Source organism: Paraburkholderia sp. Cy-641 (assembly GCF_011752945.1).
In the GTDB taxonomy this organism is placed as follows: domain Bacteria; phylum Pseudomonadota; class Gammaproteobacteria; order Burkholderiales; family Burkholderiaceae; genus Paraburkholderia.
In genome coordinates this window covers 28,467-53,161 of record NZ_VWWM01000015.1, presented here as the reverse complement: position 1 = coordinate 53,161, position 24,695 = coordinate 28,467, and the positions used below count along the sequence as shown (strand labels likewise).

24 protein-coding genes are annotated in these 24,695 nt (G+C 63.9%); 2 read left to right on the top strand and 22 right to left on the bottom strand.

The annotated features are described in order from the left end of the window. Positions 1-24 precede the first annotated feature (24 nt). Positions 25-978 carry a PDR/VanB family oxidoreductase gene (locus tag F3J20_RS09995; RefSeq protein ID WP_167044325.1) on the top strand — a complete coding sequence of 318 codons (954 nt, stop codon included), beginning with the start codon at positions 25-27 and terminating at the stop codon, positions 976-978. Between the two features lie 135 nt (positions 979-1,113). On the opposite strand, the gene F3J20_RS09990 is transcribed toward F3J20_RS09995, so the two are convergent. From F3J20_RS09990 to F3J20_RS09955, 8 genes are all read right to left on the bottom strand, one after another. Beyond that, complete coding sequence (locus F3J20_RS09990; RefSeq protein ID WP_205193016.1) at positions 1,114-2,340, bottom strand: aspartate aminotransferase family protein; 1,227 nt, start codon at positions 2,338-2,340, stop codon at positions 1,114-1,116. 167 nt (positions 2,341-2,507) lie between these two features. Then, positions 2,508-4,172 carry a hydantoinase B/oxoprolinase family protein gene (locus F3J20_RS09985; RefSeq protein ID WP_167044331.1) on the bottom strand — a complete coding sequence of 555 codons (1,665 nt, stop codon included), beginning with the start codon at positions 4,170-4,172 and terminating at the stop codon, positions 2,508-2,510. Between the two features lie 11 nt (positions 4,173-4,183). Beyond that, on the bottom strand, positions 4,184-6,220 hold the full coding sequence (locus tag F3J20_RS09980) for a hydantoinase/oxoprolinase family protein (RefSeq protein ID WP_167283297.1): 2,037 nt from the start codon (positions 6,218-6,220) through the stop codon (positions 4,184-4,186). Positions 6,221-6,385: 165 nt separating this feature from the next. After that, positions 6,386-7,093, bottom strand: coding sequence for an ABC transporter ATP-binding protein (locus F3J20_RS09975; protein WP_167044337.1), 708 nt, complete (start codon positions 7,091-7,093; stop codon positions 6,386-6,388). Then, entirely contained in the window at positions 7,071-7,844 is a 774-nt protein-coding gene (locus tag F3J20_RS09970; RefSeq protein ID WP_167044340.1) for an ABC transporter ATP-binding protein, read from the bottom strand. The genes F3J20_RS09975 and F3J20_RS09970 overlap by 23 nt, the downstream gene beginning before the upstream one ends. Next, positions 7,844-8,824, bottom strand: coding sequence for a branched-chain amino acid ABC transporter permease (locus F3J20_RS09965; RefSeq protein ID WP_167044342.1), 981 nt, complete (start codon positions 8,822-8,824; stop codon positions 7,844-7,846). The genes F3J20_RS09970 and F3J20_RS09965 overlap by 1 nt, the downstream gene beginning before the upstream one ends. Then, positions 8,821-9,696, bottom strand: coding sequence for a branched-chain amino acid ABC transporter permease (locus F3J20_RS09960; protein ID WP_167044345.1), 876 nt, complete (start codon positions 9,694-9,696; stop codon positions 8,821-8,823). Before F3J20_RS09960 ends, F3J20_RS09965 begins: the two co-directional genes overlap by 4 nt. Positions 9,697-9,763: 67 nt before the next feature. Further along, the gene (locus tag F3J20_RS09955; protein ID WP_167044348.1) at positions 9,764-10,891 is read right to left on the bottom strand and encodes an ABC transporter substrate-binding protein; all 1,128 of its coding nucleotides are present in this window, start codon (positions 10,889-10,891) and stop codon (positions 9,764-9,766) included. A gap of 169 nt (positions 10,892-11,060) precedes the next feature. Between F3J20_RS09955 and F3J20_RS09950 the strand changes: the two genes are divergently transcribed. Then, positions 11,061-11,846 (top strand): IclR family transcriptional regulator C-terminal domain-containing protein, encoded by a 786-nt coding sequence (locus F3J20_RS09950; RefSeq protein WP_167044350.1) that lies wholly within the window; start codon positions 11,061-11,063, stop codon positions 11,844-11,846. A 75-nt stretch (positions 11,847-11,921) separates the two neighbouring features. Here F3J20_RS09950 and F3J20_RS09945 read toward each other — a convergent pair whose 3' ends face one another. The 14 genes from F3J20_RS09945 to F3J20_RS09880 all read right to left on the bottom strand — a co-directional run bounded on the left by F3J20_RS09945 (position 11,922) and on the right by F3J20_RS09880 (position 24,497). After that, on the bottom strand, positions 11,922-12,590 hold the full coding sequence (locus F3J20_RS09945; protein WP_167044353.1) for a GntR family transcriptional regulator: 669 nt from the start codon (positions 12,588-12,590) through the stop codon (positions 11,922-11,924). A gap of 100 nt (positions 12,591-12,690) precedes the next feature. Further along, complete coding sequence (locus F3J20_RS09940; RefSeq protein WP_167044356.1) at positions 12,691-13,413, bottom strand: 2,3-bisphosphoglycerate-dependent phosphoglycerate mutase; 723 nt, start codon at positions 13,411-13,413, stop codon at positions 12,691-12,693. Positions 13,414-13,428: 15 nt separating this feature from the next. Beyond that, complete coding sequence (locus F3J20_RS09935) at positions 13,429-13,701, bottom strand: hypothetical protein (RefSeq protein ID WP_167044359.1); 273 nt, start codon at positions 13,699-13,701, stop codon at positions 13,429-13,431. Then, positions 13,694-14,482: a carboxymuconolactone decarboxylase family protein gene (locus F3J20_RS09930; RefSeq protein WP_167044363.1), complete on the bottom strand. Its 789-nt coding sequence runs from the start codon at positions 14,480-14,482 to the stop codon at positions 13,694-13,696. The genes F3J20_RS09935 and F3J20_RS09930 overlap by 8 nt, the downstream gene beginning before the upstream one ends. A gap of 144 nt (positions 14,483-14,626) precedes the next feature. Further along, positions 14,627-15,019 carry a cupin domain-containing protein gene (locus tag F3J20_RS09925; protein ID WP_167044366.1) on the bottom strand — a complete coding sequence of 131 codons (393 nt, stop codon included), beginning with the start codon at positions 15,017-15,019 and terminating at the stop codon, positions 14,627-14,629. Then, positions 15,016-15,927, bottom strand: coding sequence for an NAD(P)-dependent oxidoreductase (locus F3J20_RS09920; RefSeq protein WP_167044369.1), 912 nt, complete (start codon positions 15,925-15,927; stop codon positions 15,016-15,018). Before F3J20_RS09920 ends, F3J20_RS09925 begins: the two co-directional genes overlap by 4 nt. 24 nt (positions 15,928-15,951) lie before the next feature. After that, positions 15,952-17,301, bottom strand: coding sequence for an MFS transporter (locus F3J20_RS09915; RefSeq protein ID WP_167044372.1), 1,350 nt, complete (start codon positions 17,299-17,301; stop codon positions 15,952-15,954). 85 nt (positions 17,302-17,386) lie between these two features. Next, entirely contained in the window at positions 17,387-17,782 is a 396-nt protein-coding gene (locus F3J20_RS09910) for a carboxymuconolactone decarboxylase family protein (protein ID WP_167044375.1), read from the bottom strand. A gap of 82 nt (positions 17,783-17,864) precedes the next feature. Continuing rightward, entirely contained in the window at positions 17,865-19,295 is a 1,431-nt protein-coding gene (locus F3J20_RS09905; protein WP_167044378.1) for an aldehyde dehydrogenase family protein, read from the bottom strand. Between the two features lie 35 nt (positions 19,296-19,330). Then, positions 19,331-20,209, bottom strand: coding sequence for an NAD(P)-dependent oxidoreductase (locus F3J20_RS09900; RefSeq protein ID WP_167044381.1), 879 nt, complete (start codon positions 20,207-20,209; stop codon positions 19,331-19,333). A 13-nt stretch (positions 20,210-20,222) separates the two neighbouring features. After that, a complete protein-coding gene (locus tag F3J20_RS09895) occupies positions 20,223-20,549 on the bottom strand; it encodes an NIPSNAP family protein (RefSeq protein WP_167283296.1) in 327 nt (108 codons plus the stop codon). Positions 20,550-20,627: 78 nt separating this feature from the next. Next, on the bottom strand, positions 20,628-21,539 hold the full coding sequence (locus F3J20_RS09890) for an NAD(P)-dependent oxidoreductase (RefSeq protein WP_167044387.1): 912 nt from the start codon (positions 21,537-21,539) through the stop codon (positions 20,628-20,630). Between the two features lie 39 nt (positions 21,540-21,578). After that, positions 21,579-22,970 (bottom strand): MmgE/PrpD family protein, encoded by a 1,392-nt coding sequence (locus F3J20_RS09885; protein WP_167283295.1) that lies wholly within the window; start codon positions 22,968-22,970, stop codon positions 21,579-21,581. A 111-nt stretch (positions 22,971-23,081) separates the two neighbouring features. Next, complete coding sequence (locus F3J20_RS09880) at positions 23,082-24,497, bottom strand: MFS transporter (RefSeq protein WP_167283294.1); 1,416 nt, start codon at positions 24,495-24,497, stop codon at positions 23,082-23,084. Positions 24,498-24,695 lie beyond the last annotated feature (198 nt).

Here is a 24,695-nt window from a genome sequence, read left to right as displayed (position 1 = left end):
CGCCTCACCGTTATTCGAAGCGCCATGAAAGCCATCATTACACGCAAGCTGCCCCTCGCCACCGACATCTGCCTGTTCGAACTGTCGTCCGCCGATAGCGAGCCGCTGCCGCCGTTCTCGGCCGGCGCGCATATCGACGTGCACGTCGACGGTTTTACGCGCCAGTATTCGCTGTGCAACAGCCCCGCCGAACGCGGGGTGTATCAGATCGGCGTGCTGCGCGATCCCGCCTCGCGCGGCGGGTCCATCGCGATGCATGCCTACGCCGCCGGCGCCACGCTCGAGATCAGCGAGCCGCGCAATCACTTTCCGCTCGACGCGCATGCAAAGCACACCATTCTGCTGGCCGGCGGCATCGGCATCACGCCGATTCTGTGCATGGCGATGGAGCTTCTCGACACCGGCCGCTCGTTCGAACTGCACTACTGCACACGCGAGCCCGCGCGCGCGGCATTCCTCGATCGCCTCGCGCAAGCCGGACTGAAAGAGCATTCGCACCTGTACTTCGATAGCGACACGGCCGAGCAACGGATCGACCTTCAAGCCGTGCTTGCCCAGCCGGACCAGGACACGCATGTGTACGTATGCGGCCCGGCCGGATTCATCGACGCAGTGCTCGGCGCGGCGACGAACGCAGGCTGGCCCGCCGCGAACCTGCATCGCGAATACTTCGGCGCGAGGCAGGAGGTCGAGGGTAGCAGCGACAGCAATGTGGCGTTCCAGGTGTCGCTCGCGAGTTCCGGCAAGCTGGTGGAGGTTCCCGCGGGCACGACCGTCGTCGAGGCTTTGCGCACGTGCGGCATCGAGGTGCCCGTATCGTGCGAGCAAGGTGTGTGCGGGACGTGTCTGACTCGCGTGCTGGCCGGAGAGCCGGATCATCGCGATGTCTATCTGACCGATGAGGAGCGCGCGGCAAACGATCAGTTTTTGCCGTGTTGTTCGCGCTCGAAAACGCCGGTGCTGGTTATCGATCTCTGAGTTCGGCGCGGCAGAGGAAATTTCTGCCGTTAGTGTTAATAAGGAGTTCGTTGCGATCTTACGTGTTAGCACCGACACTTCGGGCGAATCCTGCCGATCCGCCCGTCACCGTCTTCGCCCTACGTGGAACCGTGCTTACATCAGGCTTGCCACATCCTGAACCGCACCGTCCATGGCCGCGACGATTTCGGCAACGTCACTGTCCGTCATCGGCGTGGACAGCGCCATCAGGCCATAACTCGCGGCCATGACGCCCCGGTTCAACAGCGAGAGATTGAAAGCATTCAACCGCTGAGCCTCGGTCGTGTCGGGAAGCGCGCTGCGATAGTCGGAGACTTCCCGCGCGGTCAAATGCACCTTCAGCAGCGAACCGCACCCGACGACACTCCCCGGTACGCCATGCCGGCGCAACGAAGCCCGCATCCCATCCCGCACCGCATCGCCGATCGCGTCGAGACGGGCGAACGCTTCCCGATCGAGCAGCTTCATCGCCGCAAGGCCCGCGCGCATCGTCATCGGATTCGCCGAGAACGTGCCCCCGTGCGGTAACGCCGGCTTGCCGCGCAGCGGGCTGAACACGTCCATGACGTCGCGCCTTCCGCCCACCGCGCCGACCGGAAACCCGCCGCCGATGACCTTGCCCATCGCCGTCAGATCCGCCTCGACGTTCCAGAACGGTTGCGCGCCGTGATAGCCGATGCGCAACGTAATCACTTCGTCGAAAACCAGTAGCGCGCCGACCTTGGTGCTCGCCTCGCGCAGCGCGCGAATATAGTCGCTCGTTGCGGGAACGAGACCCGCGCGATTAGGCATCGGGTCGACCAGCACGCACGCGAGTTCGTCGCCATGCTGTTCGATCAGACGTCGCGCCCCTTCGGGATCGTTGAACGGCAGGACGATCACGTCATTGGTCACACCGCGCGGCGTTCCCGCGGCGTACGCGACCGAAGCGGGCTGCACGCCGCCCCAGTTTTCCGGCGTCGGATCGAGGCTGACTTCCGAGTAATCGTAAGAGCCATGGTAAGCACCTTCCACCTTGGCGATCTTTGCGCGGCCCGTGTAGGCGCGCGCCGCCTTGAGCGCATTCATCACCGCTTCCGTGCCCGAATTCATGAACCGCACGGTTTCGACTGATGCAATGCGCTCGCAGAGCAACTCGGCCAGTTCGATCTCCGATTCGGTCGGCATGCCGAATGCAGTGCCGAGTTCGAGCTGCTCCTGTATCGCCGCCTTGATCGCGGGATGTCCATAGCCGTGAATCTGCGACGTGAAATTGTTGATGCAGTCGATGCGGACAACACCGTCTGCATCCCACACGCGACACCCCTCGCCGCGCACGGCATACACGGGATGCGGCTTCATGAAAACCGTCGTGCGGGTATTGCCGCCCGGCAGAGAACGTTGTGCCCGTTCGAACAGGGCGCGTGATGCGGACGAATCGGCTGGATATGTCATGATTTGATGGATCTGATTGCGTGACGTAAGAAGAAAATGCGACGCGCGCGACCTGCTGTGCGCCGCGCTCCGGGTTACGAAAACAGCGCTTCGGCCAGTTCGCGCGTGTAATAGCCGAGTTCGATATCGGCCTCGAGCGCATCGTGCGCGCGCTCGCCGGGATTGCCGAAGCCGCCGCCGCCCGGCGTGAACACCTCGACGATATCGCCCGCCTTCAGCACGATGCCCTGATCCTTGCTGACGTGAGGCGGCTCATACGGCTCGCCGTCGCGATAGATGACGATGCGCGTCTTGCCGCCGTCCTTGCCGCCGCGCGCGCCCGGCGGCCCGAACCGGCCGTGGTCCATCACCATCGACGCCTTCGCCGTGCCGCGCAGCAGACGCAGGCGGAAATGAATCCCCATGCCGCCGCGATACGTGCCCGCGCCGCCCGATCCTTCATGAATCGCATATTGCTCGAACAGTATCGGATAATTCTGCTCCAGAATTTCCACGGGCTGCGACTTCGAAATGCCGATGGTCGAGCAGCCGTTCGTCAATCCGTCGCCGCCTGAATAGCCGCCATAGCCGCCGCCCGAAATCGCATACATCACGTACGAGCGGTTGCGTTCGGGATCGTGGCCGCCAATCGCGAGATTCGCCGTCGTGCCGGCCGGCGCCGCGAACAGCAGATCGGGCAGCGCATCGACCAGCGCATGAAACACGGCCTCGGCGATGCGCTGGCTCACTTCGGCCGCGCAGCCGGATACCGGGCGTGGATATTGCGCGTCGAGAAACGTGCCGACCGGATCGAGCACCTCGATCGGCGCGAACGTTCCCGCGTTGATCGGCACGTCCGGAAAGATGTGCTTCATCGCGAGGTACACCGATGCCTTGGTGGTCGCCAGCACGCTGTTCATCGGCCCCTGGCACGGCGGACTCGATTGCGACAGATCGAACGTCAGCGAGTCGCCCCGTTTGGTGACCGTGAGATCGATGACGAGCGGCTCGTCGACCACGCCGTCCGAATCGAGATACGAGCGGCCGCGATATTCGCCGTCCGGAATCTGCCGGATGCAATCGCGCATCTGTGCCTCGGAGCGATCGTTGAGCGCCGCGATTGCCGCTTCTATCGTGTCCTTGCCGTAACGATCGAGCATTTGCGTCAGACGTTCCGCGCCGATCGTCAGCGCCGCGGCCTGGGCCTTGATGTCGCCGATCCGCTGCTCGGCAATGCGGATGTTCGACATGATGATCGACAGCAGCTCCTCATCGAGCTGACCTTCCTTGAAGAGCTTGACGGGCGGCAAGCGCAGGCCTTCCTGCTCGATCTCCGTCGCGTGCGCGGAAAAGCCGCCCGGCACCATGCCGCCGATGTCGGGCCAGTGGCCGGTATTCGCGAGCCACGCGAACAGTTCGCCACGATAGAAGAACGGCATTGTGAAACGCACGTCCATCAGGTGCGTGCCGCCCATATACGGATCGTTGATGACGAAGATGTCGCCTTCGCGAATCTCCTTCGCACGCCGGATGACTTCCTGCGTCGAGAACTGCATCGTGCCGACGAAAATCGGCAGACCGTAATCGCCTTGTGCAATCAGGCGCCCCGTCTCGCGATCGTAAATGCCGTTCGAGCGGTCCTGCGATTCCGAAATCACCGGCGAAAACGCGGCGCGGCAGAACGCCAGATCCATTTCGTTGCAGACCTGCTGCAACCCGCTTTGAATAACGCTGAGGGTGACCGAATCGATGGTCTTCATAAGAGCCTCTTTTATCCAGCAACTTTCACGATGAGATTGCCCGCGCTATCGAGTTTCGCGGTATTGCCCGGTTCGAGCACGGTGGTCGAATCGAGCTGCTCGACGATTGCGGGGCCCGCGAATTCGCATTCGGGCAGGCGTTCGCGGCGAAAGACCGGTGTGTCGTGCCAGCCGCCCTGCTCGAACCACACCGGCCGGATGCCGACTCGCGCATCGGCAAGCGACGCTACGGGCTCGGCTTTCGCGAGCGTGCCGAGGTCCGGCACGTAGCGCTTCGCGACGATGCTGGTGTTTAGCGATACCAGTACCGGCCGCAGTTCGGACAGCTTGACCTTGAAGCGCTGCCAGTACGCTTTTTCGAACGCTGCGGCCAGCGCGGCGCGCGTCGCCTGCTCGCGGAGAATGTCGACGACCAGCAGATGGCTTTGCCCCTGGAACTGCATTTCCGCCGTGTAGCGCAACTCGATGTCGAACACGGCGATGCCGCTTTTCTCGATACGCTGGCGCCCTTCCGCGGTCTGGTGCGCGAGGCTGGCTTCGAGATCGGCGTCGTCGATGAGACCCAGCGGTTTGTTGAACGACTGCACCAGATCGTGACGCACATCGGCGACGAGGCAGCCGAGCGCATTGGTCAAACCCGGTCGCACCGGAATCAGCACGGTCGGGATACCGAGCTCGCGCGCAAGCGCCGTCGAATGCAGCGGCCCCGCGCCGCCGAAACCGAACAGCGCGAAATCGCGCGGATCGTAACCGCGCGCGAGACTGACGAGCCGGATCGCATTCGCCATATTCTGATTGCCGACGCGCAGAATCGCCGCCGCCGCGTCATGCACGCTCAGACCGAGCGGCTCCGCGACTTCCTTGCGAATACAGTCGGCGACGAAATCCATCGACACCTTGTTGTCGACGCTCAGGAGCTTGTCGGGATTCAGACGGCCGAGAACGAGATTGGCGTCGGTGATGGTCGGCAACGTGCCGCCCCGTCCATAGCAGATCGGGCCCGGCATCGAGCCCGCGCTTTCCGGCCCGACCTTGAGGATGCCGCCCGCGTTCACGCGCGCAATCGAGCCGCCGCCCGCGCCGACCGTATGCACGTCGACCATCGGCACATGGATCGGCATCGCATATTCGAGTTCGAGTTCGCTCGAGACTTTCGGCACGCCCCCTTCGATCAACGCCACGTCGGACGAAGTGCCGCCCATGTCGTAAGTAATCAGGTTCGGAAAGCCGCACACGCGCGACACGTGCGCGGCGGCCATCACGCCGGATGCGGGTCCGGACATCACCGTGTTGACGGCCGTGCGGCTTACCGCGCGGGCCGGCACCGTGCCGCCGTTGCCTTGCATCACGAGCAGATCGGTGCCGAAGCCCGCGTTCTGCAATTCGTCCTGAAGCCGCCGCACATAGCGGTCGAGAATCGGCTGAACCGAGGCGTTGACCGCGCCCGCCGTACCTCGCTCGTACTCGCGAAACTCCGCCGTGATCTGATGGGCCGCCGTTACATATTCGTTGGGCCAATGCTCGGCGGCCAGTTCGAGCGCGCGCTGTTCATGCCCGGGATTCGAATAGGCATGCAGAAAGTGGATCAGCAGCGACTCGGCGCCCTGCTCGACGAGTCGATTCATGGCCTCGATAAACTGCCGCTCGTCGAGCGGCGTCACCACGTTGCCCGATGCATCGCAGCGTTCGTCGACTTCGACACGCAGGTTACGCGCGACGAGCGGCACGAAGTTGCCGCGCAGACCGTATGCGGTCGGGCGCGTGCGGCGCCCGAGTTCGAGCACGTCGCGAAAGCCGCGCGTCGTAATCAGGCCGACTTTCGCCAGCTTGCGCTCCAGTACCGCATTGGTCGTCGTGGTCGTGCCGTGCACGATGCTGCTGATGGTGTCGAGCGCGACACCGGTCTGTTCGAGCGCCTGCAATACGCCACGCGCCTGATTGTCCAGCGTGCTCGGCACCTTGGCGAGCCGCACGTCGCCCGTGCTGTCGTCGATGAGCACGAGATCGGTGAACGTACCCCCCACATCGATTCCGACCGTAGTCGTCATTACGTTTACTCCAGGATGAATGACTTGATGAATGTCCGTTACGGCATGCCCGAGCTCGCGGACCCCGCTTCGCCGATATTTATTAGCCATCCGTAATATTTACCGGATGGTTCGCCCTTTTCTCATCGGGCGAACCGGCGCTATCGCCGGTTCGCCGCGCCGTTGCTATTTGCCGAGGTAGGCCTCGCGAATGCGCGGATTGTTCGCCAGCTCCTTCGACGAACCGGCAATCGCAATGCTGCCGTTCTCCAGCGCATAGGCGCGCGCCGCCACCTTGAGCGCGAGCACCGTGTTCTGTTCGACGATCACCATGCTCAGGCCTTTGCGGTTGATCGCGCCGATCCGCGCGTAGACGTCTTCCGCGAGACGCGGGGCGAGGCCGAGCGACGGCTCGTCGAGCATCAGCAGACGCGGGCGCGACATCAGTGCCCGGCCGATCGCGAGCATCTGCTGCTCGCCGCCCGACAGCGACCAGCCGAGTTGCGTGCGCCGTTCGGCAAGGCGCGGGAACAGGTCGTGGACCCATTCGAGATCCTCGGCAATTTCCGCCTTCGTCGAGCGATGCGCGGTCGCGCCGACCAGCAGGTTCTCGATCACCGTGAGACCGGGGAAAATACGGCGCCCTTCAGGCACATGCGCGATGCCGAGCCGCACGCGCGCTTCCGGCGTGCGTGCGCCGAGTTCGCCGCCCTGATACTGGACGCTGCCCGATTTCAGCGGCACCAGCCCGGAGATCGCGCGCAGCAGCGTCGTTTTGCCCGCGCCGTTCGCACCGATCAGCGCAATCGCCTCGCCTTCGCGCACTTCGATATCCACGCCGCGCAGCGCGCTGATGTCGCCGTACGCGACCTTAATCTGGTTGCACTTCAACATGTTCGTAACCGGTTCCCAAGTACGCTTCGAGCACGCGAGGATCGCGCTGGATTTCGGCGGGCGTGCCCTCGGCGAGTTTTTGCCCGAAATTCAGCACGACGATCCGCTCGGCCAGGCGCATGACCATGCTCATGTTGTGCTCGATCAGCAGGATCGTCAGGTCGTGATCGGCTCGCAATTGCCTGAGCCGCGTCATCAGCGCCTCGACCTCGCCGAGATTGAGACCTGCGGCGGGCTCGTCGAGCAGCAGCAAACGCGGACGGCCCGCCAGCACCTTGGCCATTTCGACGAGACGGCGATTGCCGTAGGACAGCGAATCGATGCTGCGCGTGGCGAGCGACGCGAGTCCGAAGCGTTCGAGCATCTGCAGCGCGGCGTCGCGCCACGCCGCTTCCGCGTGACGGCGCGACGCGAACGAACCGGCCGGCGCCGGCGCGATAGCCGCGCCGAGCATCACGTTCTCGACCACGCTCAGGCGCCGGAACAGCTTGCCGTTCTGGAAGATGCGTCCCACCCCGCCACGCACGATGATGTCGGGCCGCATCCCCGTGATGTCCTTGCCGTCGAACGCGACGCGTCCCGCACTCGGCTTGTAGAGACCGGTGAGCGCGTTGAGCAGCGTGCTCTTGCCCGCGCCGTTCGGCCCGATCACCGCGAGCAGTTCCCCCGTGTCGATCCGCAGATCGACGTCGGCGAGCGCCTTCAGGCCGCCGAACGTCACGCCCAAACCATTGGCTTCGAGTAGCGGCATTATTTTTCCTCCGCGATCGGATCGAGCCGTGGCGAGCGCTGACGGCGTCGGAACACGGGCAGCCGCGCGAGACTGACGAGGCCGTCGGGCAAAACGATCAGGACGACCAGCACCAGCACGCCGAAGATCAGCAGATACGCGTTGCCGGCGCCGCGCAGCAACTCGGGCAGCAACGTGACGCCCACCGCGCCGATCACCGCGCCGACGATCGAGCCAGCGCCGCCGACCACCAGCATCGACAGATAGAGAATCGATTGCACATACGAGAAGTCGTCCGGCGAAACGAAGCGGTTGTGGACCGCGAAGAGGCATCCGGATACGCCGGCAAACGCACCGCCTATCGCAAACGCCGCGGCCTTCGCGCGCGTGACGGCGATGCCGCTCATGCCGGCCGCCATCTCGTCGTCGTTCACAGCGATCATGCTGCGGCCCAGGTGACTCGTGCGGACGGCTTGCGTCAGCGCACACAGCGCAACCAGCACGACGGTGGCAAACAGGTACAGTCTCGCGTCGGTGTCGAGCGCGAACGATCCGAGCGTTAGCGAGGGAATGCTGGCGATGCCGTCCGTGCCGCCCGTCAGGCTGGTCCAGTTCGACACGACGATGCCGAAGCTGACGTTCAGCCCCAGCGTCGCGAGCGCGAGATAGTGACCTTTCAGACGCAGCAGTACGATGCCCACGACATAGGCGAACGCGCCGCACAGCGCCACACCGGCCATGCTCGCGAGCCATGGACTCCAGCCCGTCTGGGTGGTCAGCACAGCCACCGTGTACGCGCCAATGCCGATGAACGCCGCCTGCCCGAGCGAAATCAGACCTGCATAACCGAACACCAGATTCAGGCCGAGCACGGCGATCGATGCGATGGCGGCCGTGGACAACAGCCGCACCATATAGTCGGAACAGAACGCCGGCAGCGCGAGCGCCACGGCCAGCGCGACGCCAACCGGTACAGCCGACAGAAAGCGTGAGCGGTTCATCCGCGATCTCCAATTCTTTCGCCGAAGATGCCCTGAGGACGCACCAGCAGGAAGGCGATCATCACGCCGAAGGCCAACAGGTCCTTGTAGGTCGACGTGAGATACGAGGCGCCGAGAATCTCCACGAGACCGACGAAGAGTCCGCCGAGAATCGCGCCCTGCACGCTGCCGAAGCCGCCGATCACCGTCGCCGCGAACGCTTTGAGCGCCACCGGTTCTCCCATGTTGACGTCGGCAAACCACATGGGGCCGACCAGCAGGCCCGCAAACGCCGAACACGCAGCCGCTAGCACCCAGGTGACGATCAGCGTCAGCGTGACCGGCAAGCCGATCAGACGCGCCGCTTCGCTATCCTGAGCGATTGCGCGCATCGAGCGACCGATACCGGTGCGATACAGCAGCGCGTACAGCGCCGCGATCAGGAGCGCGGTGATCACGATGGTGGCGAGCGCGTGCATGCTGATCGCCGCGCCCGCAATCGATATCACGGTGTCGCCGAACGGGGACGGCAGGCGCGCGGGCCACGGTCCCCAGATCAGCAGCGCCGCGTTCTGCATGACGATGCCGATTGCCACCGTGCCGATGATGACCGAGACGACGGGCCTCTTGCGCAACGGCAGATGCACGCCGAGAAAGAACAGCACGCCGAACAGCGCCATGCCGATCACCGCGGCGAGATAGCCGAGCGCGATCGGAAAATGCGCCTGCACAATGGCCGCGACGCCGAAGAACGTGCCGAGCATGACGAACTGGCCCGCAGCGAAATTCACGACGCCCGTCGCCGAATAGACGATGACGAAGCCGAGCGCGGCAAGCGCATAGACGCTGCCGAGCGCGACGCCGTTCACCAGGAGTTGAAGAAGCTGTTGCATGATCCGGGTCCGCGGGACAGGGAAACGCGCGTGAACGCGGCGAATGGAAATGGCGCCTCGCTCGGCATCACTTGCTCGTGATCTGCTGGATCAGTTGCATGTCCTTGGTGCCGGGTGCGAACTTCACGATCGACACGTCATGCACGCCGTTGCCCGCGGCATCGAACGTATAGATGTGCGCCACGCCCTTGAAGTCCTTCAACGTGCGCAGATAGTCGCGCACCTTGACCGGATCGGTGCCGACTGTGCGCATCGCCTGCGCCATCATCATCGCGCCGTCGTAATAGGCGGCGGCATACGGATCGGCGTCCACGCCGTAGGCGGCCTTGAACCGCTTGAGGAACGATTGCGCCGCGGGCTGCGAGGTCAGCATCGCATCGACGACGCCGTAGACGCCTTGCAGATCGTCAGGCGAAATCAGTTGCATCGCGGCCGGCACGAACGCGGCCGACGACGAAACGACCGGCGTCTTGAGGCCGAGCAGCTTGATCTGATGCAGCAGCAACGCGCCGTCCTGCGGATAGACGAACAGGAGGATCGAATCGGCACCCTTGTTCTTCAGGGACAGGATCTGCGCGGACATGTCCTTGTCGTTCTGGCCATAGGCTTCGGCGCCCACCACCGTAATCCCCGCTGCCGCAAATGCCTTCTGCGCGGCCTTCGCGCCGCCCTGGCCGAAGTCGTTCTGGATGTAGAGGATGCCGGGTTTCGTCGAGTGCAACTGTTCGTGCGCGTAACGCGCCATCGCCTCGGCCGTCAGGCCGTCGCTCGGACGGATGCGGAACATCCACGGGTTCTTCTGCTCCGCGACGATGTCGGCACCGCCCGCGTACATGGCCGGACGCTGCGCCTTCAGCACTTCCGGGCCGACCGCGACGTTCTGCGTGCTGTAACTCGTCAGGAATACGAAATCGGGCTTCTGCTCCTGCACGACCTTGATGAACGCGTTGATCGCAGTGCCGTTCGACGCCTGCGCATCCTGGAACGACAGGCCGACCTTGCGACCATTGATACCGCCGCCCGCGTTGATGTCCTGCTCCGCCAGCTTGAGCGCATCGACATAGCCCTTGCCCGTCAGGGACAATGCTCCCGTCATCGGCGCTGTCACGCCGACGGGTATCTGCTGGGCCCATGCCGCGCAAGGTGAAACGGCTGCGCCAGCGGTGAGCCATGCACAGGCGATACGAAGTGACATTGCGCGCTTCAGGTACGTGATCATCGTTGGATCTCCAAGGGCTAGCGATTTATTGCAGTGTCTCGATTTTCGAAATATAGTTTCGATTTACGATTCATGGTGCGTGGCCAAATAAGCGTTGTCAAGCCAGGCAACGCCCTTTAATCCATCAAAAATCAGGAAGAACGACATGCCGGGTCTGGACGACGCCCCCCCGCTCGAGCGCTACATGCGCATCCTTGAATTGCTGGCCGGCTTTCCGGACGGTCTATCGCTGTCGGAAATCACGGCCATGCTGGGCTTGCCGAAACCGAGCGGTCACCGGCTGCTCAAGTCGATGCTGGAATGCCGGCTGGTGGAGACGAGAAAAGGGGGGGCGACGAGCTATCTGGTCGGCGCGCGGATGCGCCGCCTCATCTACGCCACGACGAAGAATGCGTGGCTGGACTCCGTGGTGCGAGGCTATCTGCGCGAACTCGTGCAGGAGACGGGCGAAACGGCCTACATCACGAAACTGGAGCACGGTGTGGTCCGCTCCATCCTCACGGAAGCACCGGACACGCCATGGCGCGGTTATGTGCTGCCCGGCAGCGAGATGCACGTCTTCAATGCCGCGACGGCTAAAGCCATCGCCGCCTATCAGGATGCCGAAACGGTTGAGCACCTTCTCGCCCAGCCGCTCACGCAAAGGACGAGCAAGACCAAGAGCGAAAAATCGGAAGTGATGGCGGATCTGGAGAACGTGCGTGCACGGGGATACGCAACGTGCCTGGGCGAGGTCGACGAGGGACTGGCGGCCATCGGCGTCCCCCTGATGCTCGGACGCGGCGAGGTCATTTTCAGCCTCGGCATTACGGGGCCCTATCGCCGGGTGGTGGACCAGGGAATCGAAAAGCTGGCTGAAACAATGAAGCGATACGCGGCGGAGATGTCGGCGGCGATTACCGTGGGGTTTGAAAAGCAGCGGGAGAGTTGAGGCAGGGCCCGGAGAACGACTCTCATCGCTTCGGATCATGGCGCACAACAGCTGCACCACGCGGATGCGCAGACGCTACTCGGTGTCTTCCAGCATCCGCTGCGCTGCCTTCTCGGCATTCGCTACGTGCAGCCGCGCAAGCTCCTGGGCCGCATCGGCGTCGCGTGCCTTCAGCGCCTTATAAAGCTTGTCGATTTCGCGCAGACTATTGGGCAGCCGGTCCGGATTCATCAACGACGTCGTACGCAGCAGATTGATGCGCGAATAAAGACTGTTAAGGACTTCCCTGACGAGCGTGTTGCCGCAGTTATCGAGCAGCACGCCATAGAGTGCCGTCTTCGCGCGCAGCACGCCGTCCTGGTTCTGCGCGACAGCTTCCGCGCGCAGCTCCTTCGCGACCTCGCCAAAGCGCGCGATTGCATCGTCGCTGGCAAGGCGGGCGAACTCATGCGCGGCGAAACCTTCGAGCAGACCACGCAGCGCGTACAGCTCGCTGGCTTCGTGTTTCGACATGACGGCGACGATCGGCCCCTTGTGCGGCACGTTGCGCACGAGCTTTTCGGCTTCGAGCCTGCGCAGCGCCTCACGCACCGACGTACGGCTCACGCCGAGCGTCTCGCACAATTCCCGTTCGATAAGGCGCGCACCAGGTGCGAAACGCCCGCTTACAATCGCTTGCCGAAGCACATTTTCCACCTGATGACGCAGCGTCTCAGGCCTCACCAGGTCCATGTCTGTTAGCATTATTGTATTCCCGTCCGACAAAATTCAGCCTCCATGATACTTCACCGGTATCGTGACGGACAGCATCCATAGCCCATCACGGCGAGAAACGGCATGCCTTTCAGCGGGTCGGGAGCAGCGCGCCGAGCGGCATGCGCGAACAGATCTCAAGCGCGGCGTCGAACCTCATCACGAGCGGTTCGGCATGCGCGACCTCGACCTGCGCGATCGCGTCATCGCCAATCTGGTCGAGCTGCTTGAACAGTGCGCGCAACGAGTTGCCGTGACCGACCATCAGCACCGACTGCCCACGCACGAGTGCCGGCGCGACGCAGTCGTCCCACAGCGGCAGCACGCGATGCAGCGTATCGCGCAGGCTCTCGGTGCGCGGCAGCGCAGCGGGCGCGGGCATCGCGTCATCGCACAGCGCGCCCACCAGCTTCGCATGCGCGACGGCATCGAGCGGCGGCGGCGCAAGGTCGAAACCGCGCCGCCATTGCCGCACGCATTGCGCGCCATACGCGAGCGCTGCCTCATCTTTTTCCATGCCGGTCAGCGCCCCGTAGTGCCGATCGTTCAGCCGCCACGAGCGAATCGTTTTCGACACCGGCCGGTCGAACGTGTGCAACGCGTGCGTGAGCGTATCGGTGGCTCGTGATAATGCCGACGTAACCGCAAGGTCGAAGTGCAGACCCGCAGCGCGCAACTGCTCACCGACGCGCTGGGCATCCGTCACGCCCTGCGCGGAGAGTCCGACGTCACTCCAGCCGGTGAAGCGGTTCGCGCGATTCCATACCGATTGGCCGTGTCGCAATACGACAAGCGTGGCGGATTGACTGCTCATGGGGAGCATCGCACGTCAGTTGTAGCCGAGAATCGCGACGGCCCGCACACTCGTGTGCTCGTTGCCGTTCGACGCAAGTGCCGACAGGGGCGGCGATTGCATTGCGCGCCACGCGGAATGGCACGGCCCAGCTGTCTTGCCGGCTACCGATGAAAATGCGGACGAAAACGCGGACGCAATCGCAGAGGTGAATATCGTGCGCGGCGCATCGACATTGTGCGAGTCGGACAGGTCGCCCGGCGCGGCACGCAACGAAAACATCGGCTCGGGTTTTGTGGCATCACGCATGCGGTTTCTCCGGCGCGCCAGCGGCATTCGCCAGCGCGGCTTCGAGCAGCGGCGCGCCCAGTTCCGCGCCGTGGATGCCCGTCACGCTGACGATCTCCAGCAATTCCATCAGTTCTTCAGCCGTCGCTCCATAATGCAGCGCATTGCGCATGTGCAGCTTGAGGCCGGGTACGTACAGATGCGTGGCCGACGCATCGAACGCACAATACATGAATTCCTTGAGCTTCGGGCTCAGCACACCGCTACGCCACGGCACCGAAGAGAATTCGACGTATGCGTCGAACAGGTCCGGATCGAGTTCGAGCAGCCCTTCCCAGCTCGGATGCCAGTAGCCGCGGTTCTTCTCGAACGCGGCTTTCAGCGCCTGCCGCCGCTCGTCGAGTGGGGCCGGGCCGTCGCGCAAGCCCTCTTCTTCCAGAACTTCCAGCAGCACCGGCACGCCGACGTTGCTGGTATGAATACCGATCGTGCTGATCAATTCGAGTACTTCGACCAGTTCATCGCGCGTCGCGCCGAACGATAGTGCCCGCTCGATGTGACGCGCCACACCGGGCGCATAGAGCTGCGTCGCGCAGGCGTCGGCAGCCAGCGCGATGAACGCGCGGGTCTTGTCGTCGAGATGGTTGCGCCGCCGCGGTACGCCGGCGAACTTCAGATACGCGGCGACGAAAACCGGGGCGAGCCTCATGAGGCTGTCCCACTCGGGACTCGCCTGACCGTGCAGGCTCGCGAGTTCGTCGCGCAGGCGTGACAGATCGGGTTGCGGCGGAGTCTGGGTCATGATGTCAATTCCATCGAAGGCTTAACAATATCGGCAACCTCACATCGGTGGCGCGCGCCGGACAGCTTCAGCTTCGCGGCGAACCGGACGCGAAAGTCGGCCCGAACGCAGGCTGGAACATCGACGCGCGCGACGGCACGAACCTCAGCCCCCCACACCCTTCGGATAATCGGCTTGCGCGACCTCTTCCTGCCACGTCCCCTTGCCGATCGACGTCGCGATATGAACCATGTAGCTGCCTTCGCTCGCGCCGTGCCAGTGACGCTCGTTCGGGCCGATGAACACGATGTCGCCCTGGCGGATCGGCCGCGGCTCCTCGCCGTCGAGGCAAATCCAGCCCTGGCCGGCCGTCACCTGCAGCACCTGGCCGTACTCGTGCGTGTGCCAGTAGGTACGTCCGCCCGGTTCGAAACACACCGTGTTGATCGTCACGCCGTTGGTCGCGGGCATCACCGGATCGGCCCAGACCGTCCCCGTGAACGTATCGCCGCGACGCTCGGACATTGCGCCTGCCGCTCTGCCGTGAAAGACTTTCATGCTTTTTTCTCCTTTGCTCCGTCGAACAGCCGGACGCCGCCCGACACGTCGCCGATCGCATCGACGACCCGATTGCTGATCACATCTCCATAGCCGAGCGCGGTGCCAAGCCCGAAGCTCGCGAGCGGCCCCGCCGCGTTCAGCGACATCACACCGAGTTCGCGCACGCGATCGACGTACAGCACGACGTCCTTCGTCATGAGCTTGCCGGTCAGGCCACCTTCGAGATAATCGCCGTCGACGATTTTCGGAAAACGGTTGAGCGTCGCGAAGTTGACACCACTGCTACTGTTCAGCACATCGAGCAGCAGGTGCAGGTCGAGCCCGGCCTTCTTGCCCGCCACCATCACCTCGGCACTCGCAGCCAGGCTCACTGCGTTCAGGAAGTTGTTGAGCAGCTTGGTCGTGTGACCGGCGCCGCTCCCGCCCATGTATGCGACCTTCGAGCTGATCGGCCCGAACGCCCATTGCAGTTCGGCAACCGCTTCGGCCTCGCCGCCCACCATCAGCGTCAGCGTGCCCTTCTCGGCTGCGGCCGCGCCACCCGAAATACCCGCGTCGACGTAACGCACGCCGCGCTCGGCGAAGCGCTTCGCGAGGCGGATCGTCGAACTCGCGGCGGCCGTGCTCAGATCGACGACGATCTGTCCGGCGCGGCAATGCGCGAGCACACCGTCCTCGCCTTCGACGACCGCTTCGACCACCTTGCTGTCAGGCAGCGACAGCATCACGACGTCCGCGTAGCCGACCACTTCGCGCAGCGTGCCGGCAGCCTGCGCGCCGGCTGCTTCGACGCGCTCCCGCGCCGTGTCGTAACCGAGCACCGCGATGCCCGCGCCAACGAGGCGCTGCGCCATGCGTCCGCCCATGTTGCCGAGGCCGATAAAACCTACCCTTTCCTTGTTCATGACTTCCGTTCCTCTGCTTCGCAATTAGAAATCGACATCTTTCGTTTCCGGACCCATCATCGCGCCGATCATGCCGAGCAGCCCGCCCACGCACAGCAGCACGACCGACGTGAGCCGCAGCGGCATGAACGCGCCGAGCCAGTTCATATAGAACGCGTAGAACGACGGGATGATGACCGAGAGGCTGAAGCCGACGCCGAAGCCGGTCGCGCGCACGTCCGTCACGAACCGCTCGTTGATGTACGTGACGATCACGCCCCACGGCGACGTGACGAGCACCGCGAGTACGCAGGTCAGCAGCATGATGGCCGGCAACGACAGTCCGTCCACGTTCGCGAGCACGTACAGCAGCACGGCGCCGAGCGTGGCGATCAGCGGACCGACGATCACGAAGAAGCGACGTCGTCCGATACGCTGCGCGACCAGACCCGAGGCGATGTAGCTGAAAAACAGCACGAAGTACGTGAGCATCAGCGTGGCGGTCATCTGGAAGCCGGTCAGGTGCAGCGTCTTCACGAGCAGCCCCGTGGGCAGGAAGATCGTAATGATGTTCTGCGTGAGCCAGAAGCCCGTCATCATCACCAGCACCTGCAGCAGGTTGCGCCCGCTCTTGCCGCGCAGCAGATCGGAAAGCGGCAGTTTTTCGGTGACCGTCGGCTTGTCGGCGGCCTCGCTCTTCCAGACTTCCGATTCGGCGACCTTGCGCACGTAGTACATCGCGAGCAGGCCCGCGAGCGCCGCACCGAGCACAAACGGAATGCGCCAGCCCCATTGCGCGTACGGCGAATTCATGCCGCTCAGCGGAAAGAGCGCGAACATCAGCATCGCAACGAGGTTGATCGTCACGTACGCGGCCGGAAATCCGGCAATGATGAAGCCGCCGACGAAACCACGCTGCTCCTTCTTCGCATACTCGATCGCGAGCGGCATCGCACCGGTGTAGCCGCCGCCGAGAAAGATCCCGTCGACGAACCGCAGCAGCACCAGCAGCCAGTACGACGCGATGCCGATGTGCTGATAGCCAGGCAGAAGCGCGATCAGCAACGTCACCACGCCGAAGCCCGACACCGACCAGATCGAGGCCTTGCGACGCCCGATGCGGTCCGCGATCATGCCGAACAGCAGCGAGCCGACCGGCCGTCCGAGCAGCGTCGTGATGAACACCAGCGATGCGAGAATCGCCTCCATGCCCGCCGACAGATGCGGCGGCTGAAAATAGCCGAGTACGGGCGAAAGCACCACCACCGGCAAATAGATATCGAACATGTCGATGAATTCGGAAAAGAACGCGCCCTTGATCGCGTTGCGTCTCTTCGTTTCGATCGACTGTTCGCCCTCCGACTCTACGACGTCATGCGCAGTCAGCGCTTTCATGGCTGTCTCCATTCGTTATGCGCACCGCGCGCGGTGCGGGTTCTCCCTGCGTTACCCCGTGGCTTTCGTGTGCTTTTTTGCCGGATCAGGAAGCCGCCGCTTCGGCTTCGTATGCCTTGATCGCCTCGCTCGCGACGCGAAACGCCGCCAGCGCGAGCGGCGCGCCGCAATACGCAGCCGCCTGCATCAGCACCGCGCGGATCTCTTCCTTCGTCACGCCATTGCGCAGCGCGCCCTTTACATGCACCGCCAGCTCGTGGTGCTGGCTCATCGCGGTGAGCATGCCGAGGTTCAGCATGCTGCGCGTCTTGAACGACAGCGTCGGGTCGCCCCAGATGTCGCCCCAGCAGCTTTCGGTGACGAACTTCTGCATCGGCCGGTTGAAGTCGTCGGCATTCGCCCACGATTTCTCGACGTGCGCGGCGCCGAGCACTTCCTTGCGGTTGTTGAAGCCTTTGTTGAAACGGTCGTTGGTATCCATCGCGATTCCTCAGTAATTCAGACTGTTTTTAAAACGGTGCGCCAGGCAGGCATGATGCGAACCGGTCTGCGCGCGGAAATTTTCACTCTGCGCCGTAACCGACCATCGCCTTGGTTTCCAGGTATTCGCGCAAGCCGGCTTCGCCCCACTCGCGCCCGTTGCCCGAGCGCTTATAGCCGCCGAAAGGCGCCTGGAAATCGGCGGGCGGGTAATTCAGATGTACGCCGCCCGCGCGCAACGCGCGGCCCACCTTGCGCGCACGCGCGAGATCGGCGGATTGCACGTAGGCCGCGAGACCGTAGTCGGTGCCGTTCGCGATCGCGATCGCCTCTTCTTCCGAGTCGTAGGGAATCATCGACAGCACCGGCCCGAAGATCTCCTCGCGCGCGATCGTCATGTGCGGCGCGACATCGGCGAACACTGTCGGGCGCGCATAGTAGCCCGCGTCGATGCCGTCCGGCCGTCCGATGCCGCCCGTGACGAGGCGCGCGCCTTCGTCGATACCGGTCTGGATCAGCGCCTGCACACGCTTGAACTGACTCGCGTTGACAAGCGGGCCGAGCTGCGTCGCCGGATCGTCGGTCGGGCCGGTGCGATACGCCTGCGCCGCGTGCTTCGCGATCTGCGCCGCGTCGTTCATCAGATGACGCGGCACCAGCATGCGCGTCGGGATCGAACACGACTGGCCCGAATTCGTAAAGCACGCTGCCACGCCGCGTGTAACCGCCTGTTCGAGATCGACGTCGTCGAGCAGGAGGTTGGCGGACTTGCCGCCGAGTTCCTGCGCGACGCGCTTCACGGTCTCGGCCGCCGATTGTGCGACCAGCACGCCCGCGCGCGTCGAGCCGGTAAACGACACCATGTCGATGTCCGGATGACTCGCAATCGCCGCGCCGACACCCGGACCATCGCCATTGACGAGATTGAACACGCCGGCGGGCACGCCCGCGTCATGCAGCACTTCCGCGAACGCCAGCGCGCTGAGCGGCGAATACTCGCTCGGCTTGAGCACCATCGTGCAGCCCGCGGCCAGCGCCGGGGCGATCTTCACGACGATCTGATTGATCGGCCAGTTCCACGGCGTGATGAGTCCGCAGACGCCGATCGGTTCCAGCACGACACGCGTATTGCCGCGCTGTTCCTCGAATTCGAAACGCTCGAGCACCTCGATCAATGCGTTCAGATGCGCCGGTCCGCGCGCGGCCTGACCGTTGCGCGCAAACGTGATCGGCGCACCCATTTCGCGGCGCATCAATTCGGCGAATTCGTCGTAACGACGTTCGTAGACGGCGACGACGCGCTTGAGCAACGCCACCCGCTCGGCCACGCTGGTCGCGGACCACGCCGGAAATGCGCGGCGCGCGGCGGCGACCGCGCGATCGACATCGGCCGCGTTGCCGAGCGCAAGCTTGTCGAAGACCTTTTCCGTCGATGGATCGACGAGGTCGAACCAGACGGCGGACGCGGGTTCGACCCACTGTCCGTCGATATAGAACTGTGCAGCATGTGACATGACAGGCTCCAGAATCGGTGAATCGGAAGGCGGCCTCAGGAAGCCGCGCCTGGCAACAGCCGGTACATTTCGGTGTGATCGGTCACGGGCGTCGACTGCTGTGCCGCTTCGTTCCACACCTCGATGCAGGCCGTGCCAAATGTCATCGGATGGCCGACCGCCTGCGCGAGCGCATACGCGATCTTCAGATCCTTGTTCATCAACTGCAGCGCGAAGCCCCACGCAAACGTGCCGCTCAGCATGAACTGCTTGACCTTGTTTTCCGACGTATTGCTGCGCCCCGACGACGCGTTGAGCACGTCTGTCATCACGGCCGGCTCGATGCCGAAACGGCTCGCGATCTGCAGCGCCTCGACCGTCGCGGTCAGTCCCGCCGCCGACACATAATTGTTGAGCGCCTTGGCCGCATGACCGGCGCCCGCGCCGCCGATATGCAGCACACTCGCGCCCATCGCATCGAGCAACGCCTTGCAGCGCGCAAGCACCTGCGCGTCGCCGCCGACGAGAATCGCGAGCGAGCCCTCCTTCGCGCGCTTGACGCCGCCCGACACCGGCGCATCGAGATACGCAAGGCCGCGCGCTTCGAGCGTCCTGCCGAGTTCGCGCGAGCGCTCCGGTTCCGACGAACTCATGTCGATGACGACAGCGCCCCGCGCGAGTTTCGCGGCCCAACCGTCGCCGAGCACCACGGCCTCGACAATCGCCGAGTTCGGCAGCATCGTGATCAATGCATCGAGCGATGCCGCGTTGTCGTCATTCAGACGCTGCGCACCGGTTTGCTCGGCGAGCGCGGCGGCGCGTGCGGCGTCAGCGTCGGCGATGAACAGTTCGAAGCCGGCTCTGCACAGACACTGCACCATCGGCGCGCCCATCATGCCGAGACCGACGAAACCGATCCGCTTGAGTTGTGTCATTGCGAGACCTCGTCTAGCGCAGCGCCGAGAATACGGTCGGCGTCAGAAAATGATTTTCGATACGCTCGACGATCGGCTTCTCGGCTTCCGTCGCCGCGCGTTTGACGATCCAGTCGGGGTCGGACTGGAACGCGTTCCACTTCTGCTCGCGCTCGGCGAGACTTTCCCACTTGAGCATGTAGGTCAGCGCGTGGTTGCTCGGTCCGATCAACGTGGTCCAGAAACCGAGCTGCTCGATGCCGTATTTTTCGAAAAAGCCGAGCGTGGTCGACGTGAAGCGATCGAGCAGTGCCGGCAAGCGCGTCGGCGCGCAGTGGTAAATACGCATTTCAACGATCATGAATAACCCCTGTTTGATCCGGTACGATGGGCCGGAAGTCCGGCCAGATGCCTGTTTGCGGAAGTGATTGCGAGGCGCTCAGTCGGCGAGCCCCTCCGACGACGACCAGCGCTCGACGTATTTGACGAGTTCGGTCATGTCACGCTTCGCGCCGTCCTGCATCGCCGCGTAGTTCCACACCTGACGCGCGACGCTGCCGACCCACATCGGCACGCCGAGCGCCTGGCATTCGTCCACCGCGAGGCCGATGTCCTTGCACACGCTGCCGACCGGAAAACCGAAATCGAAGCCGTGTGTCAGCACGTGTTTCGGGAATTTGTCCATCGTCGCGCCGTTCTTGCCGCTGCCCGAATTGATCACGGACATCATCACTTCGGGATCGAGGCCGCCGCGCATGCCGGCAACGAACGCTTCCGACGTGATCGCAAAAGCAGTCGACGACAACATGTTGTTGAGCAGCTTCAGCAACTGTCCCTGCCCTGGCTGATCGCCGACGACGAACACCTTGCCGAACACGTCGAACAGCGCGCGAACCTCGTCGAGCGCGGCCGGCTTGCCCGCCGTCATGATCGCCAGCGTGCCTTTCTTCGCGCCCGCAGCGCCGCCGCTTACCGGCGCGTCGACGGTTTCGATGCCCTTCGCGAGCAGAGCGTCGGCCACTTCCCTTTCGATGCGCGAACCGACCGTCGACAGATCGACGAGAATCTTCACCGCGCTACCTTCGATCAGGCCGCCGTCGCCGAGCGCCACCGCCTTGAAAATCGCCGGCGTCGGCAAGCTCGTGAAAACGACGCGCGCGGTGTCGGCCACTTCGCGCACCGACTTCGCCGCGCGCGCGCCGATCGCCGCGAGTTCCGCGACCGCCTGTTCATCGCGATCGAACACGACGAGCGTATGCCCCGCTTCGATCAAACGGCGCGCCATCGGCCGCCCCATCACACCTACGCCGATAAAACCGATCTGCTTGCTGCTTTGTTCGCTGCCTGACATGACTATCCTCATCCGTTGAAAATCGATCGATCGCGCTACTCAGTTCGCGCACGCTAGTTTCATCAGCACCGCCGCATCCGCTTCGCCGTCGAAACGCCACAGCGTATCGATCAGCGGTTGCGGTGCGACCCCCGAGCCGCCGTATGCGGCAAGTTCATGCAGCTTCGCCGCGAGTTCGACGTCGGCGAGTGGCGCGGCGAAACTGCCGCGCGCCGCCTGAATACGCCGCGATATCGTGTCGCCCGAGCGCAGCACGACAGCGACCTGAGCCGACTCGACCGGCCACGACGGATCGTCGATGAAACGCAAGCGCGCGCCGAATGCGCGCAGCGACGGATCGCCCACTGCGCTATCGCTAAACTGCGCGAGGCCGGCCTTGCCCGTCGCGAGCGCGACGGCCACCGCGTGCTGCGCGCTGACCTGCGATTCGCGACCGCTGCGCACAGCGGGCCGGTCGGTACGTTCGCGCAGCAGCGGATGGCCCGTCAGCTCGACCCGTTCGACATCGTCAAGGCTCCAATGCGCATCGCGACGCAGATCGAGACACGCGTCGATCACCGGGTTCAACACCACGCCGCACGGATACGGCTTGTAGGTATTCGACAGCAGCGACCATTCGAGCCCGAGACCGTCGGTCAGTGCCTCGATCTTCGGCTGCGCGGCCGTGACGCGCAGAAAACCGCGCGTGCCTTCGAGCGGCGCATCGGGACCGGAAAAATCGTCGGCGGCGAGCAGCGCCGACAGCAGGCCGTTACGTGCCGCATTGCCTACGCTGATGCTCTTCGACATCGTGCCCAGCGTCTCGACGAGACCGCCCGCCTGCGCGGATGCATTGCCGAGCGCCCACGCGATCTGCCGCGCGTTCAGGCCCAGTACCTTGGCCACGGCGGCGGCCGCGCCGAACACGCCGCACGTCGACGTGATGTGCCAGCCGCGTTGATAGTGCTCCGGCGAAACCGCGTTACCGATGCGGCACTCCACCTCGACGCCGAGCACGAACGCGAGCAGCAGTGCTTCGCCCGTCATCGGCCGTGTTTGAGCGAGCGCTAACAGCGCAGCGGCGACCGGCGCGCTCGGATGAATGATGGTCGGGATATGCGTGTCGTCAAAATCGAACACGTTTGCGCTCATCGCGTTGAGCGCGGCGGCGTTCAGCATGTCGAAGCGTTCGCACCGGCCGATCATGCCCGCACTGCGATCTGCGCCGAAGCGCTGGTAGACGCGCACCGCCTTGTCGAGCGTCGGATCGGTGCAGCCCGCCAGCGCGACCGCCATATAGTTGACGAGCGCGCGCTTCGCTTCGTGCCGCACTGCGGCGGGCACGTCGCGCCAGGTCGCCGCAGCACCCCATTGCGCGATGCGTTGCGTCGCATGGCCGGCGTGGCGGTTGGTGCTGCTCTGGCTGGAACTGCTCTCTGACTGTGCTGCCATGGGCGGATTTGTCCTCTACAGTGTGACGCTTTCGCCGGATCTTTCGCGGAGCATGCGGATGAGCCCGCACAATGCGATCCGGTCTGCTCTGATGGATAACACCGCTGTCCTCTACGGCCTCGTAGCCGATGCCGCACGATCGTCGTTCGGCTGGCCACCTGCTGCAAACGTATTGCCGACTTCGGCCGCGATCGATTCGAGCGAACGCCGCCGCGTTTCCGTGCCGAGTACGCCGACGATCGCGGCCTGCACGAGCAGCGTGCCGACGATCAGCGCCAACACGCCGGCGATGCCGAAATCCGTGAACGCCGACGCCACCACATACGGCACCACGATGCTCACCGCGCGGCCCACCGTATTCGACACGCCCGAGCCACGCAAACGCAGCTCGGTCGGGAACAGTTCCGGCACATACGTTGCGACGCTGAACGACGACAGCACGTAGATGCAGCAGGTGATCGCGAAACCGAGCGCGGCAATCGCCACTTCCGACTGCGCGAACGGATAAGCGGCGCCAAACCCCGCGCAGATCAGCGAAAACAGCACGATGCCCCACTTGCGGCCGACACGCTCCGCCAGTGCAAAGGTGATCAGCGAACCCACCGGGCCGCCCGCGAACATCACTGCCGTCAGTCCCAGCGAATTCGAGACGCTATGGCCTTGCTTGACAAGAAAAGTCGGAATCCAGCTGACGAACGCGTAGTTGACGACGAACAGCGCGACTAGCACCGTGATGCCGGTAATCGTGCGCGTGAGCAGTCGGCGCGCGAACAGATCGCCGAGACGTCCGTTGTCCCGCGTGTCGGGATGGCGCAGCTGCTGAGCCGCAGCCGCGATCGCCGCGGTTGAATCGACGCCGCATGCGGTCTCGATGTTCGACACGATCCGGTCCGCCTCGGCGACGCGATTGCGCGATGCGAGCCAGCGCGGCGACTCCGGCATCGACTTGCGCAGGAACCACACGACAAGCGCGCCGCAGCCCGCGATCGCGAACATCCAGCGCCAGCCGTAGTGCGGCACGATCAGCCAGCCGAGGAAGGTTGACAGGAACAGCGACGTATTGATGATGAGATTGAGGATCGTGCCGAACCGGCCGCGCCACGCAGCCGGAATGAATTCACTCAGCGTGCCGTAGCCAACGACGATCTCCGCCCCCATGCCGATGCCCATCACGAGGCGGAAGAAAATCAGCCAGTACATCGAAGGCGCAAGCGCCGCGGCAATCGATGCGAAGCCGTAGATGCCGAGATTGAACTGATAGCAGAAACGCCGCCCGAAGCGGTCGCCGAGCAGACCGGACAGCCATGCGCCCGCCATCATGCCGAGGAACGTGACGGACACGAACATCGCGTTGAGCTTCAGCGTGGATTCGCCGCTGTGGATCATTGCGGCAAGCACCGTGCCGGCGATGTAGATGTCGAACGAGTCGAAATACATACCCGCCGCGATCAAGCCAAGCAGCCGCCAGTGATAACCGGACAGCGGCACGCTGTCCAGTCGGTATCCAATACTCGCTTCGTTCTGCATAGGTACTGTCTCCGTCAAAGGCACTTTTCTTGTTGTCGGGTTGCGGCTTCACGCTGCGTCGCTCATCGAATGTGAGCGTTACCATAAAGATCGATTATATTCGCGTAATACAATCGGTCAAGAAGACATTTACCCTGGCAAGATTTTTTCTGCCGATGCACGGAGAAAACACGTACGTATGTTGCAATGCGATTGGAG

What these genes read in the sequence shown, in the direction of transcription:
- F3J20_RS09995 (WP_167044325.1), top strand. Translation starts at nt 25, where the DNA reads ATGAAAGCCATCATTACACGCAAGCTGCCCCTCGCCACCGACATCTGC.
- F3J20_RS09990 (WP_205193016.1), bottom strand. Translation starts at nt 2,340, where the DNA reads ATGAAGCCGCATCCCGTGTATGCCGTGCGCGGCGAGGGGTGTCGCGTG.
- F3J20_RS09985 (WP_167044331.1), bottom strand. Translation starts at nt 4,172, where the DNA reads ATGAAGACCATCGATTCGGTCACCCTCAGCGTTATTCAAAGCGGGTTG.
- F3J20_RS09980 (WP_167283297.1), bottom strand. Translation starts at nt 6,220, where the DNA reads ATGACGACTACGGTCGGAATCGATGTGGGGGGTACGTTCACCGATCTC.
- F3J20_RS09975 (WP_167044337.1), bottom strand. Translation starts at nt 7,093, where the DNA reads ATGTTGAAGTGCAACCAGATTAAGGTCGCGTACGGCGACATCAGCGCG.
- F3J20_RS09970 (WP_167044340.1), bottom strand. Translation starts at nt 7,844, where the DNA reads ATGCCGCTACTCGAAGCCAATGGTTTGGGCGTGACGTTCGGCGGCCTG.
- F3J20_RS09965 (WP_167044342.1), bottom strand. Translation starts at nt 8,824, where the DNA reads ATGAACCGCTCACGCTTTCTGTCGGCTGTACCGGTTGGCGTCGCGCTG.
- F3J20_RS09960 (WP_167044345.1), bottom strand. Translation starts at nt 9,696, where the DNA reads ATGCAACAGCTTCTTCAACTCCTGGTGAACGGCGTCGCGCTCGGCAGC.
- F3J20_RS09955 (WP_167044348.1), bottom strand. Translation starts at nt 10,891, where the DNA reads ATGTCACTTCGTATCGCCTGTGCATGGCTCACCGCTGGCGCAGCCGTT.
- F3J20_RS09950 (WP_167044350.1), top strand. Translation starts at nt 11,061, where the DNA reads ATGCCGGGTCTGGACGACGCCCCCCCGCTCGAGCGCTACATGCGCATC.
- F3J20_RS09945 (WP_167044353.1), bottom strand. Translation starts at nt 12,590, where the DNA reads ATGCTAACAGACATGGACCTGGTGAGGCCTGAGACGCTGCGTCATCAG.
- F3J20_RS09940 (WP_167044356.1), bottom strand. Translation starts at nt 13,413, where the DNA reads ATGAGCAGTCAATCCGCCACGCTTGTCGTATTGCGACACGGCCAATCG.
- F3J20_RS09935 (WP_167044359.1), bottom strand. Translation starts at nt 13,701, where the DNA reads ATGCGTGATGCCACAAAACCCGAGCCGATGTTTTCGTTGCGTGCCGCG.
- F3J20_RS09930 (WP_167044363.1), bottom strand. Translation starts at nt 14,482, where the DNA reads ATGACCCAGACTCCGCCGCAACCCGATCTGTCACGCCTGCGCGACGAA.
- F3J20_RS09925 (WP_167044366.1), bottom strand. Translation starts at nt 15,019, where the DNA reads ATGAAAGTCTTTCACGGCAGAGCGGCAGGCGCAATGTCCGAGCGTCGC.
- F3J20_RS09920 (WP_167044369.1), bottom strand. Translation starts at nt 15,927, where the DNA reads ATGAACAAGGAAAGGGTAGGTTTTATCGGCCTCGGCAACATGGGCGGA.
- F3J20_RS09915 (WP_167044372.1), bottom strand. Translation starts at nt 17,301, where the DNA reads ATGAAAGCGCTGACTGCGCATGACGTCGTAGAGTCGGAGGGCGAACAG.
- F3J20_RS09910 (WP_167044375.1), bottom strand. Translation starts at nt 17,782, where the DNA reads ATGGATACCAACGACCGTTTCAACAAAGGCTTCAACAACCGCAAGGAA.
- F3J20_RS09905 (WP_167044378.1), bottom strand. Translation starts at nt 19,295, where the DNA reads ATGTCACATGCTGCACAGTTCTATATCGACGGACAGTGGGTCGAACCC.
- F3J20_RS09900 (WP_167044381.1), bottom strand. Translation starts at nt 20,209, where the DNA reads ATGACACAACTCAAGCGGATCGGTTTCGTCGGTCTCGGCATGATGGGC.
- F3J20_RS09895 (WP_167283296.1), bottom strand. Translation starts at nt 20,549, where the DNA reads ATGATCGTTGAAATGCGTATTTACCACTGCGCGCCGACGCGCTTGCCG.
- F3J20_RS09890 (WP_167044387.1), bottom strand. Translation starts at nt 21,539, where the DNA reads ATGTCAGGCAGCGAACAAAGCAGCAAGCAGATCGGTTTTATCGGCGTA.
- F3J20_RS09885 (WP_167283295.1), bottom strand. Translation starts at nt 22,970, where the DNA reads ATGGCAGCACAGTCAGAGAGCAGTTCCAGCCAGAGCAGCACCAACCGC.
- F3J20_RS09880 (WP_167283294.1), bottom strand. Translation starts at nt 24,497, where the DNA reads ATGCAGAACGAAGCGAGTATTGGATACCGACTGGACAGCGTGCCGCTG.